Below are 12420 nucleotides of genomic sequence, written 5' to 3'. Positions count from 1 at the left end.
TCAGCCTGGGTCCGGCTCAGGGCTTCTCCGGGTAACCGGAGAGGAAGAAGAGGACGTGCCCCTTTTTCACCGCTTCTTCGGCAGCCGTCACCACTTCGCGTACTGCCGGGGCGATGTCGCCGCCATAGGATACCTTGACGATGCCCTCGGCGATGCCGGCTTCATTGACCACGGGCTTCAGCGTGCCGTCAAGATATTTCTTCACCGCCCAGGTGTACATGGAGGCGAAATCAAAATACACGCTGGCCACCACTGTTCCGGGGGCTGCGTTGTTCTGGTCGCTGGCGAAGCCGATATACTTCACGCCTTTTTCCTTCGCCGCCTGGATGGCACCGAGGCCCACCTGGTTCGCGTAGAAGAAAAGGACATCGGCCCCTCCGTCGATCATGGAACTCGCCATCTGCTTCCCCAGGGCTACGTCGCTCCAGGAGTTGGCATAGGCCCTGGCGACCTTGAGGTCGCTCCGGCCGATCCTGGCGGCCCATTCATAGGTGTTCAGCAGGCGGATCATCAGCTTGTTCGGGAATCCTCCCGCAATGCCTATCTTTCCGGATTTGGTGACGTGCCCGGCGATGATTCCCGCGAGGAAGCTGGCCTCGTACTCCTTCGGGAGGATGGGCATGACGTTCGGCTCGGCGGCGGCCATGCCGTTCACCACGCAGAACACGGTTTTGGGGTACTTGGGAGCCACCCTGGAGGCAGGTTCGTCAAACTGGGTGCCCGCCGCCATGATGAGGTCGTATCCCCTTTCAGCGTAATTCCTGAAGGTGGACTCGTAATCGCTCGCCTGGACGTTCTCCACATACTCCATCTTCGTGCCGAGGGTCTTGTTCACCGCCTGGAGCCCGGCGTAGTTCGTGGCGTTCCAGCTCTGGTCGTTGATCGGTCCCGGGAGGATCAGCACCATTTTATGATCCCCGGGGGCCTTCGCGAAAGCCGGCACCCCGTGGAAAATCCCCGCCGACACCATAGCCGCAAGCACTGCAAGCAGAACGAACCGCTTCATCCTTCTCCCTCCTTGACGATAATGATGATTTCAGCAGGAGTATAGCATGAAGAAAAAAGGAGGACGCCCCTGTTTTCGGGCATCCTCCTGAAAAACGTTTTTTACCTTCCGCCCATGGTGAGGGCCATGACGGCTTTTGCCGTATGGAGCCTGTTTTCCGCCTCATCGTAGATGGCGGAGTGAGGCCCGTCGATGACCGAGTCTTCCACTTCGTTCACCCTGTCGGCGGGGAGGGCGTGCATGTACAGGGAATGCCTGTCGGTGAGGGCCATGCGCTCCTCGGTGCACTTCCAGTGCTTGTTCGCCTCGAGGGTGCTGTCTATAACGGCCTTGCTCTCGTTCGTCACCCAGTTGCCCCAGTTCTTGGGGATGACCACGTCGGCGTTCCGGTAAGCCTCTTCCTGGTCGTTGGTTATCCGGAAGGTTCCGCCATTCTCGAGGGCGTTCTTCTTCGCCTGCTCGATGACCCAGTCGGGCATCTCGTAGCCCTTCGGGTAGGCCAGGGTGACCTCCATGCCGTACCTGGGGAACAGCAGGGCCTGGGTGAGAGGGACGGAGATGGGTTTCTTGTGGGTGGTGGCGTAGGCCCAGATGACGGAGACCTTGAGCCCTCGGGTATTCTTTCCCCTCTTCTCCTGGATGGTCATGAGGTCGGCGATGCCCTGCAGGGGGTGGTACAGGTCGTCCTGCATGTTGATGATGGGCACGGGAGACCACTTGGCCATCTCCCTGAGGTAGGCGTTGCCTTCCTTCCAGAAGCAGTTCCGGCACGCGATGGCGTGGCCCATGCGGGACAGGATGACGGCAGTGTCCTTGGGGACTTCGCCGTGGGCGATCTGCATATTGCTTGTGTCCAGGAAGTGGGCGTGCCCGCCGAGCTGGGTTATCCCCGCCTCCATGGAGTTCCTGGTCCTGGTGGACTGCTCGAAGAACATGAGGAACACGGTCTTGTTGGGTAGGTAGTTCGTCGGTCTGTCAAGGGCGAACTGCATCTTCAGGTCGTAGGAAACGTCGAGAAGGGTGTCAATTTCCTCCCTGGTCCACTCCTGGAGGGTAATGAAATGTTTCCCCCGGAAAATCGTCTGCATGATTCTCTCTCCTCCTTGAATGCCCGTTCTAGCGGGCGTGTTTTTCCGTATAGATGGACGGGACCACCGCATAGAGAGCGGCGGCCTTCACCAGTTCGTCCTTCCATGTCCGTTCGTTGGGGGCGTGGGCCTGGTCCTCGTGTCCCGGGCCGAAGCCGACGCAGGGAATGCCGAATCGTCCCATGATGGACACGCCGTTCGTGGAGAAGGTCCACTTGTCCACCAGGGGCTCCGAACGGAACAGTTCCCGGTAGCCCTCCACGAGGGTACGGCAGGCTGCATGGTCCTCCTCGAGCACCCACGTGGGGAAGAAGCACTCCGTGGGATAGACCAGCCCGGTCCAGGAAGGCCGGTCGTAGGTGTACATGGATACTTCGGCCCCAGCGGCCTTGACGGCCGGAAGGTTCCGAATCTCCTGGAGGGCCTTTTCCCAGGTCTCCCCGTGGGTCAGCCGCCGGTCCACGGATATGGAGCACCCATCCGCCACGGCGCACCTCGAGGGAGAGCTGAAGAAAATTTCCGATACTGTCAGGCTTCCCTTGCCCAGGAAGGGATCGTAATGGAGGTTTTCATGAAGGGCCCGGAGCTCCTGCAGGATGGGAGCCATCTTGTAGATGGCGTTGTCGCCCCGTTCAGGGGCGGAGCCATGGCAGGAAAGGCCCTTCGCGCTCACCCTGATCTCCATGCGCCCCCTGTGCCCCCTGTAGATGTTGCAGGACGTGGGCTCGGTGAGCACCACGAATTCCGGCCTGTATCCGCCCTCGTTGATGATGTACTGCCAGCACAGGCCGTCGCAGTCCTCCTCCTGGACCGATCCCACCACCATGAGGGTGAAATCTCCGGGGAGGCCGAGGTCCTTTATGATTTTCCCGCCGTAGACCATGGATGCCATGCCGCCCTCCTGGTCGCTGGCTCCCCTGCCGACGATGATCTCGTCGTCCTCGTATCCTTCGTAGGGGTCATACTGCCAGAGAGACCGGTCGCCGATGCCTACGGTATCGATATGGGCATCGAGGGCGACGAGATGCTTTCCCGTCCCGATGAAGCCCAGGACGTTGCCCATGGGGTCGATCTCCACCCGGTCGTACCCGCAGGCCTCCATCTCCGCCTTGATCCGGCAAATCACTTCCTTCTCCCCGCAGCTCTCGCTGGGAAGGGCAATCATGTCCCGGAGAAAACGGGATATTTTCGGTCTGTATTCTTCCGCCTTGCTTAGTACTTTCTCGAAGGGAATCATGGAATACCTTCTTTCATACAATGATCGTATTTCCCGATGTTAATGGACCATCCCCATCAGCCTGGGAAGGAAGAGGGGAATCTCGGGCACTACGGTGATCAGCAGCAGCACCGCCACCACCACCAGGATGAAGGGAAAGATTTCCCTGCTAAGCTGCTCGATGGTCAGTTTGCTGATGCCGCAGGCTACGAAAAGGCATGCGCCCACCGGAGGCGTCATGAGGGCGATGTTCAGCGCCAGCACCATGATGATGCCGAAGTGAAGGGGGTGGAAGCCGATCTTCACCGCCAGGGGGTGCAGGATAGGCCCGAGGATGATGAGGGCAGCCGCGATGTCCATGAACATGCCGATGAAAAGGAGCAGCAGCAGGATCATGCCCATGACCACCCACTTGTTGGTGCTCACGCTGAGCATGAGGGCCGCCACCTTCTCCGGAATCTGCTCTATGGTGAGCACCCACCCGAGAATGGACGCCGCCGCGATGACGAGGAAGACCACTCCGGTGGTGCGGGCCATCTTCATGAAGATGGCCCACATGTCCCTCAGGGTCAGGTTCCTGTAGACGAAAAACCCCAGAATCATGGAATAGGCCACGGCCACCGCCGCCGCCTCTGTCGGCGTGAAGATGCCGGACAGGATGCCCCCGAGGATGATGGCGGGCATGAGGAGCGCCACCAGTGCTTCCCTGAAGGCGACGGCGATTTCCCTGAACGTCGCTCTCCGCTCTCCCACGGGGTAGCCCCTTTTCTTCGAAATTCTGGCCGTCAGGATCATGAGAGCCACCGCCACGAGCAGACCCGGCACTATTCCCGCCAGGAAAAGACCGGCGATGGAGACCTGCATGAAGGCCCCGTAGATCACCATGATGTTCGACGGCGGTATGGTGGGGCCGATGATGGAAGACGACGCGGTGACCGCTGCGGAGAAGTCCTTGTCGTACCCCTCGTCCACCATGGCGGGGATCAGCATGGAGCCGATGGCGGCGGTGTCGCTCACTGCCGCCCCCGTGATGCCCGCGAAGAAGACCGACGCAAGAATGTTGGCGTGCGCCAATCCGCCCCGAAGATGGCCGACGAGCACATTTGCAAACTTGACCAGACGGGAAGTGATACCCGTCTTGTTCATGATTTCCCCTGCCAGGATGAAGAAGGGCATGGCCATGAGGGTGAACATGTCCACCCCGGCGAAATACCGCTGGGGTACGAGCTGGAGCACCGAGGGAAGCTCCATCTTCAGCATGGCGGCGAGGGCGCTGACGCCGAGCACGAAGCCGATGGGCATACCCACGGCGATAAGGATCATAAAGGTGATGGTAATGAACCCTGTCATCGCGGCTTCGCCTCCTTGAGGGGAACATCGCCGAAGTCGAGCCCTTCCTCCCGTTTCACTGTGTCGATTATGTCCTCCGACATGAGCATCTCATCGAGATTTTTTCTCCTGATATCAAGAACCATCTTGCATGCCAGCATGATCATGCATACAAGGGCGCTGGCGGGGACCGCCATAAGCCACCACTCCATGGACGTATGGAGGGCCGTGGAGAGCTGGACCTTTCCCCCCTCGGCCATCCGGAAACCGTACCATGTGAGGACGAAGAGGAAATACATCACCAAACCGTTGGAGACAAATATCAGTGCCTTGGCGATCAGCCGGGGAAACTTTTTGATCGCCATGGTCACCCCCACGTGCTCGTGGCGCCAGACGCAGAGCGCCACGGAAAGCAGGGACATCCAGATCATGAGGTACCGGGACAGCTCCTCCGACCACCCGAGGGGGGCGTGGATCACGTAGCGGAAGAAAACCCCGAGGAGAACTATCCCGGTCATGAGGACGGAGAGGATGAAGACAGGAATCTCTATCATCCTCTCCAGTCCGTTCCCCACTTTCCTGGCGAGGAGGAAAAGACCTCTTTCCTCCCCGTTCGCCCCGTCGAGACCGTTCGTAACCATGAAACTCTCCGGGGAGGAAAAGCAGGGCCTGAGCCCTACTTTTCCTCCTTCATGGCGGCTTCGATGGCGTCAAGGTACATCTGGGCCAGGGCTACGCCTTCATCCTTGTAGGTTTCCCTGATGAAGGCCATGGCGGATTCCCGGCCGAGCTTCCGGAATTCCTCGAGAGCCTCGGGGGTGGGAGTGTTGATCTCCATGCCCGCCTCGGCAAGGGCGGGAAGGCCCTTCTCGGAGGACTCTATGATCCTGTTGAGGCCGCGGCCGGCCACGATGGCCGTCCGGGCGGCGGAGTCCACGATTGCCTTTTCCTTCTCGCTCAGTCCGGCGTAGAAGTCCTTGTTCATGACCCAGCAGTAGGAGCTGTAGAGGTGGTTGGTGATGGTGAGATATTTCTGCACCTCGAAAAGTTTCCCTGTCAGGAGAATGGGAATGGGGTTATGCTGGCCGTCCACCACGCCGGTCTGCAGGGCTGTGTATACCTCGGCCCACGCCACGGGGGTGGCGGCGGCTCCGTAGGCCTTCATGAGATTCTGGTGGGAGGGAAGGGTCATGGTGCGCATCTTGAGCCCCTTCATGTCGGCCACGGTTTTGATGGGGCGCTTGCTGTTGGAGAGCTGGAAGAAACCGCCCGCTTCGCCGTAGCCGAGCACCCTGAAGCCGGCCTTGCTCTCGATCTCGGAGGCGAGATGCTTGCCGAAGGGACCGTCATAGACTTTCCATGCCACGTCGTAGTTGGGAACGGCGAAAGGAATGTCCACGATGCTGTAGAGGGGGTAGAAAGCGGCCATGCCGCCGGCGGAGGCGATGTAGCTCTGCACCACGCCAAGCTTCACCTGCTCCATGGTTTCCCGTTCGCTGCCGAGCTGACCGGCGGGGAAAAGATCCACCTTCAGGGCGCCGTTGCTCTCCGCTTCCACCATGCTCTTGAAGACGGCCGCCATGGACGCGGTGGCCACTTCAAAGGGCTGCTGGGGGTTCAGGTGGGCCAGCTTGATGGTCTTCGGGGTCGCGAAGGCCGCCGCCGAGGTCGCCACGATGCAGATCGCGAGAAACAGTATTCCGAGCTTTTTCATTGTGTTCTCCTCCTTTTCGACATTGAACTCTCCATTTCATCTCTTCCGCTGCGGTGCGTATAGTCCGGCCTCCGGGCCGTTATGGAACAGGGAACTGACATCACCTCCAGACATTCCTCCATGCGGGAGGGGGCTACAGCAGTCCCGTCAGCCTGTTGAACTCTTCGATTCTTTCGTCGATTTTGTCCGCCGTGGCGTGGATGCCGCCCCAGTACTCCTCGGCGTCATACCACTGGGCGTTGAGCTCTTCCGACGTTTTGCCCTGCTGCTCCACCCAGGTGTAGTACTTCAGATTGTGCACCCGCCTTCTCTCGGCGTAGGTCAGCTCGAGAAGACCGTCGGTGCGGACGCCGAGAACATGGCGGGCGTGGTCTGCGGCGGCGTCCATGTCCGTGTAGGGACCGTGCTCCTCCTCCATCTCCTTCAGCCGGGAACCGTACATCTCCATGGAATCGGTGAAGACGGTGAGGATCACGTCCTTCGACGTCAGTTCGTAGTATTTGGCCATCTTCGCGGCCATAATGACATTGGCCGCACCGGAGATGCCCATGAGGGGAAGCTGGTCGATGAATTCATCCTTCAGCCCCAGGGAACGGAGGTACTTCTTTCCTGCGGGTTCGTTGCAGAGCCGGATGAAGCCCATGCTGTCCTCGTCGTCGATGGCCATTACCATGTCTGTGTTCTTCACGTTGTGCACCCAGGGAACGTGCTTGTCGCCGATACCTTCGATCCTGTGAGCTCCGAAGCCGTTCTCCAGCAGCGTGGGGCACTGAAGGGCCTCGCCCACGGCCACCTTGCTGCCGGGGAAAATTGTCTTGAGATAATCTCCGCAGGCGGTGGTTCCTGCCGAACCTGACGTGACAGTCACTCCCGCGAACCTGTCTCCGGGCCTCATCAGTTCGCGGAGGGCCTCTTCCATGGCGTGTCCCGTCACCTCGTAGTGCCAGAGGTGGTTGCCCATTTCATCGAACTGGTTGAACACGACGATGTTGTCCCTGGTGTTCCGGAGTTCCCACACCTTGTCATAAATCTCCTTGACGTTGCTCTCCGTTCCGGGGGTGGCGATAATCTCCCCCGCCACCGTTTCGAGCCAGTCGAACCGTTCCCGGCTCATTCCCTCGGGAAGGATGGCGATGGATTCGCAGCCCAGGAGCTGGGCGTTGTAGGCTCCTCCCCTGCAGTAGTTCCCCGTGGAGGGCCAGACGGCCTTCTGGTGGAGGGGATCGAACTGTCCCGTCACCAGGCGGGGGGCCAGGCAGCCGAAGCTCGCTCCCACCTTGTGGGCTCCCGTGGGAAACCACTTGCCCACGATGGCGACAATCCTGGCGTCGACACCGGTGAGGGCTGAAGGCAGTTCAATATAGTTCACCCCTCCGAAGAGGCCGCCGGATTTCACGGGTTCGTTTTTCCAGGTGATCCTGAAGAGGTTCGCCGAATCCACGTCCCACAGCCCCGTCTTCTTCAGCTTCTCCTTCACGGCAGCGGGGGTGTGGGTCTCAGGATCCTTCATCTGCTTGAAGGTGGGGATGACGATGTTCCGTTTCTTCGCCACCTCGACGGCGTGTTTCAGTCCTTCTTCATGAATGGTGAGGTCGATTCCGTATTTCATGGCGCTCTCCTTTATTCCAGCCCCGGATACAGGGGGTGATTGCCGCATGCCTCGAGAACCTCCGCTCGGACGGCCTCGATCTCCTTCTCGTTCTCCACGTTCCGGACGACCCTGTCGATCCAGCGGGCGATGAGCTTCATGTCGTCTTCGCCGAAGCCGCGGGTGGTGGCCGCCGGAGTGCCGACCCGGATGCCGCTGGTGACGAAGGGACTCTGGGTGTCAAAGGGAACGGCGTTCTTGTTCACCGTGATCCCCGCCCGGTCGAGGGCTGCTTCCGCTGCCTTTCCCGTCACGCTCTTGGTCGTGAGGTTCACGAGAATCAGGTGGTTGTCCGTTCCCCCGGAGACAAGATGATAGTCGAGGGACAGGAGTTCCCCGGCGAGGGCTTTCGCGTTGGCCACCACCTTTTTCTGGTATTCCCTGAAGGAAGGCTGCAGGGCCTCCCTGAAGGCCACGGCCTTCGCCGCGATAACGTGCATGAGCGGGCCGCCCTGCATGCCGGGGAAGATGTTCTTGTCGATGACCTTGGCATATTCGGCGGTGGACATGATCATGCCGCCCCGGGGACCCCTGAGGGTCTTGTGGGTGGTTGACGTGAGAAAATGGCAGAAGGGGACGGGATCCTTGTGGCATTTCGCCGCGATGAGGCCGGCAATATGGGCGATGTCGAAGAACAGCAGGGCGCCCACCTTGTCGGCGATGGCCCGGAACTGTTCGGCGTCGATCTCCCGGGGATAGGCGGAGGCGCCGCAGACGATCATCTTCGGCTTGTGTTCCACGGCGAGGCGCTCCACCTCGGCGAAGTCGATCCTCTCGGTGTTCTTGTCGACCCCGTAGGGGATTATGTTGTAGAGCTTGCCCGAGAAATTGACCGGGGAGCCGTGGGTGAGATGCCCTCCGTGGGCGAGGTTCATGGCCAGGATGGTGTCGCCCGGCTGGAGAACGGAGAAGTAGACGGCCATGTTCGCCTGGGACCCCGAATGGGGCTGGACATTCACGTGGTCGCAGCCGAAGAGCTCCTTCGCCCTGTCCCTGGCGAGGTCCTCCGCCCTGTCCACCACGTGGCAGCCGCCGTAATACCGGGCATGGGGGTACCCTTCCGCATACTTGTTGGTCATAACCGACCCCATGGCGGCGAGGACAGCCCGGGAGACGAAATTTTCCGATGCTATGAGTTCGATGCCGTTCCTCTGCCTCTCGAGCTCGTCGGTGATGGCGCTGAAAATTTCAGGGTCGGCGTCGCGAAGAAATTCCTGGCCTTGCTCTAACACGGGAACCCACTCCTTTCAAGTTGTGCAGAGAACCTGTCGATATCAGGCTCCGAGACTATGGGAGAGCCGGCTGACTTCCGTGCGCTCTCGATATCCTTCAGGCCGTTGCCGGTGACCACCACGGCCACCCGTTCCTTTCTTCCGAGACGGCCTTCCCCCGCCATCTTCCTGAATCCCGCGAAGGCTGCCGCCCCGGCGGGTTCCCCGAAGACACCGGTCTTTCTCGCAAGCTCGGGGATGGCGGACAAAATTTCGGCGTCCGACACGGCGACCATGTCCCCTTCGGTTTCCCGAACCGCCCGCAGGGCCTTTGCCCAGTTCCTGGGCGCCCCGACGGAAATGCTGTCCGCAACCGTGTCCGCAGGGCCGAACATCACCCGCTCCGCCCCGCTTTTAAAGGCATCGAGGATGGGCTTTGCCCCCTCCGCCTGGACTCCCGTAATTTTCGGCATCCTGCTGATGAACCCCATCTTCATCAGGTCGCTGAAGCCCTTGTGCAGTCCGCCGATACAGCAGCCGTCGCCCACGGAGATAAAGATCCTGTCGGGAGGATTCCACCCGCTCTGCTCGCCGATTTCAAGGGCGCAGGTCTTTTTCCCCTCCACGAGGTAAGGGTTGATGGCGCAGTTTCTGTTGTACCATCCGTACTTTTCGATGGCCGCCGTGGCCAGCCGGAAGGCGTCGGCGTAATCGCCCCTGACCAGCACTACCGTCGCCCCGTAGACGAGGAGCTGGGTCACCTTGGCTGCCGGAGCCTTTTCAGGGACAAAGATAAAGCTCTTCAGCCTCCCTACGGCCGCGAATCCCGAGAGAGAGCTCGCGGCGTTTCCCGTCGAAGCGCACGCCACGGTCCTCTGCCCGAGCTCGAGAGCCCGGGCCACGCCAACGGCGCTTGCCCTGTCCTTGAGAGAACCCGTGGGATTCCGTCCGTCGTCCTTCACGAAGAACTCCCGGACCCCGTACTCCTCGGCAAGAGCTGAACAGTCGTAATAGGGAGTCCACCCCACCGAGAGGGATGGGATATTCTCCTCCCCCTCCACGGGAAGAATCTCTCCGTAGCGCCACAGGGAAGGGGCTCTCCCCGCCAGCGCCCCGGCCGTCAGTGTTCTGGCCGCCTCTTCGTAGTCGTAAAGCACATCAAGGGTTCCGTCGAGCCCGCATTTCGGGCAGGTGTACTCCACCTCTCCCGGTGCGTAGGACGCACCGCAGAGGACGCACCGCAGCTCCACCGGTTTTCCCATCCTATCTTCCTCCTTCCGAAACCGTCACTCCCGCCGCCGGGGCCTGTACGCCGCCCCGTCCCGAAAGAAGCCGGCCGCCCATGGTGTAATACCCGCGGCAGGCCTCAAGGAGTTCCCGGATCTCAATATATTCGTCCACTCCGTGGACAAGTTCCCTCCGGGAGGGACCGTAAATAACCGTGGGAAGATTCCTTTCCACGGCGAAGTGACATCCGTTGGTGCCGAATCCGGGTCTGTCCGAGACCCTGTGTGGAAGTCCCGCTTCGGCCAGGGCATCTGAAAGAACCTTCAGGAAGGCCGACTCCTCCGGCAGGACCCAGGCCGGGGCGTAGTGGTTTCCACGGATGGGGGCTCCGGTGTAGCACCGGTCCTCCATCACCGGAAAGGAGACCCTGGCCCGAAGGCCGGGAATCTGCTCCGCAGCGCGGGCGATGAGGGTTCTCAGTTCCCCGGCGGCTCCTTCGAGGGTTTCCCCCCTGAGGAGTCTCCGGTCAAAGATGGCGGTGCATTTTTCGGGAACGGCGCCGCTGGCTCCGGCAGGGGATGTATAGAGACTGGTGAGCACGAGGATTCCCTCACCGAGAAAAGGATCCCTGGGAGGGATAAATTGCTGTTTCAGAAAGGCGAGAAGGGCGTTCATGGTGTCGGCCGCATTGACGCCGTATTCAGGGTGGGAGGAGTGGGCCATTTTTCCGAAGGTGTCCAGGCGGATCTCCGCCCTTCCCCGCTGGCCCCGTTCCAGCAGAAGGGAGGACGCCTCCCCCACAAGGACGCAGGTCGGATCCACCGTGTCGGCGATCGCCCTGGAAGCCACGTTCTCGAAAGTTTCCTGGTGAACGGCGGCGGCCACGGAAAGCTGCCCTTTCAGCGAACGGCCCAGGTCGGACCTGAGAAAAGCGCCCGCCATGATCATGGCGGAGAGGGATCCTTTCTGGTCGGAGGCCGCCCTGCCGAAAATTCGGTCATCCTCGATGAAGGCGCCGTAGGGATACTTTGACCACTCGGCGGCATCCCCCACGTCCACGTGATCCATCTGGGAAATGAGGAGAACCCTCTCGCCTTCGCCGGAGAACACCATGGTGCCCACCACGTTGCCGTAGGAGTCGGTGGTCACACGGTCATAGCCGAGAGCGGTCATGACGTCGGCCGCGAACCGGGCAACCTCACCCTCCCTGCCCGAAACGGCGGGGCGGCGGAGGAGTTCCCTGCAGAGCTGGATGAGATCTTCCTGCCGTTTCCCTTCCATGACTCAACGCTCCCTTCTCCAACATCACCAAGATACACCAGACAGTATTATTTTCAAGAAAGAAATAATGATATAATCCATCAGTATTTCCTATATCAAATCAGGGGAGGCGTTTTTTTGTGAACCTCCATCAGCTGAGAATCTTCTGCGCCGTGGTAGAGGAGGGGTCCTTCCGGCAGGCAGCCGAGAAGCTTTTCCTTTCCCAGCCCTCGGTGAGCCAGCACGTGGCCTCTCTCGAAAAGGACCATAGCATCCGCCTCTTCGAACGAAAGGGACGGACCATATCCCTCACCCCGGAGGGCAGGGCCCTCTATGTCCTGGCCTCCGATCTTCTCCGCCAGGCCGACGAGATCCCCGCCAGGTTCAGGGACATGCAGGCACTGCGCTCGGGAAGGCTTGAGACCGGTGTCTCACCCTTCGCGGGCTACTACATCCTTCCCCCGGCCCTGGCCGATTTCCGTGCCGCTTTTCCGTCCGTCTCCGTGTCCGTTTCCTCGGGAAACACCACGGAAATACTCTCCGATCTCAGGAGCGGGGAAGTCGAGCTGGTCATCCTTGGACGAAACTTCCCCTCATCCCGGGAACCGGACCTGACGTACCGCATCCTAGGAGCCTGTCGGACTGGCCTTCAAAACTCCGTCTCATGAGCTCCATCTGCTCCGGAGTTCATAACTTCCAGGATACGAAAGCGTCATTTTAA

At 60.5% G+C, this 12420-nt stretch carries 11 protein-coding genes; 1 reads left to right on the top strand and 10 read right to left on the bottom strand.

What is annotated here, in order from left to right; all coding sequences use genetic code 11:
* Positions 1–16: 16 nt before the first annotated feature.
* From C8D99_RS09860 to C8D99_RS09815, 10 genes are all read right to left on the bottom strand, one after another.
* On the bottom strand, positions 17–1006 hold the full coding sequence (locus tag C8D99_RS09860; protein WP_133957976.1) for a BMP family protein: 990 nt from the start codon (positions 1004–1006) through the stop codon (positions 17–19).
* Between the two features lie 101 nt (positions 1007–1107).
* Positions 1108–2094, bottom strand: coding sequence for an ornithine carbamoyltransferase (locus tag C8D99_RS09855; protein WP_133957975.1), 987 nt, complete (start codon positions 2092–2094; stop codon positions 1108–1110).
* Between the two features lie 28 nt (positions 2095–2122).
* A complete protein-coding gene (locus C8D99_RS09850; RefSeq protein ID WP_133957974.1) occupies positions 2123–3331 on the bottom strand; it encodes a YgeY family selenium metabolism-linked hydrolase in 1209 nt (402 codons plus the stop codon).
* 39 nt (positions 3332–3370) lie between these two features.
* The gene (locus tag C8D99_RS09845; RefSeq protein ID WP_133957973.1) at positions 3371–4660 is read right to left on the bottom strand and encodes a TRAP transporter large permease; all 1290 of its coding nucleotides are present in this window, start codon (positions 4658–4660) and stop codon (positions 3371–3373) included.
* On the bottom strand, positions 4657–5280 hold the full coding sequence (locus C8D99_RS09840) for a TRAP transporter small permease (RefSeq protein ID WP_133957972.1): 624 nt from the start codon (positions 5278–5280) through the stop codon (positions 4657–4659). Before C8D99_RS09840 ends, C8D99_RS09845 begins: the two co-directional genes overlap by 4 nt.
* 35 nt (positions 5281–5315) lie before the next feature.
* Positions 5316–6353, bottom strand: a complete 1038-nt coding sequence (locus C8D99_RS09835; RefSeq protein ID WP_133957971.1) for a TRAP transporter substrate-binding protein — start codon at positions 6351–6353, stop codon at positions 5316–5318.
* Between the two features lie 133 nt (positions 6354–6486).
* Positions 6487–7962: a pyridoxal-phosphate dependent enzyme gene (locus C8D99_RS09830; protein ID WP_133957970.1), complete on the bottom strand. Its 1476-nt coding sequence runs from the start codon at positions 7960–7962 to the stop codon at positions 6487–6489.
* An 11-nt stretch (positions 7963–7973) separates the two neighbouring features.
* A complete protein-coding gene (locus C8D99_RS09825; protein WP_133957969.1) occupies positions 7974–9233 on the bottom strand; it encodes a serine hydroxymethyltransferase in 1260 nt (419 codons plus the stop codon).
* The gene (locus C8D99_RS09820; protein ID WP_133957968.1) at positions 9227–10474 is read right to left on the bottom strand and encodes a threonine synthase; all 1248 of its coding nucleotides are present in this window, start codon (positions 10472–10474) and stop codon (positions 9227–9229) included. The genes C8D99_RS09825 and C8D99_RS09820 overlap by 7 nt, the downstream gene beginning before the upstream one ends.
* Position 10475: 1 nt before the next feature.
* Positions 10476–11720 carry a YgeY family selenium metabolism-linked hydrolase gene (locus C8D99_RS09815; protein WP_133957967.1) on the bottom strand — a complete coding sequence of 415 codons (1245 nt, stop codon included), beginning with the start codon at positions 11718–11720 and terminating at the stop codon, positions 10476–10478.
* Between the two features lie 119 nt (positions 11721–11839).
* Between C8D99_RS09815 and C8D99_RS15670 the strand changes: the two genes are divergently transcribed.
* A complete protein-coding gene (locus C8D99_RS15670) occupies positions 11840–12367 on the top strand; it encodes a LysR family transcriptional regulator (RefSeq protein ID WP_133957966.1) in 528 nt (175 codons plus the stop codon).
* Positions 12368–12420 lie beyond the last annotated feature (53 nt).

The sequence above is a fragment of the Aminivibrio pyruvatiphilus genome (assembly GCF_004366815.1).
Lineage (GTDB): Bacteria > Synergistota > Synergistia > Synergistales > Aminobacteriaceae > Aminivibrio > Aminivibrio pyruvatiphilus.
The sequence above is the reverse complement of the archived record's forward strand: the minus strand, read 5'-3'. Positions and strand labels throughout refer to the sequence as shown.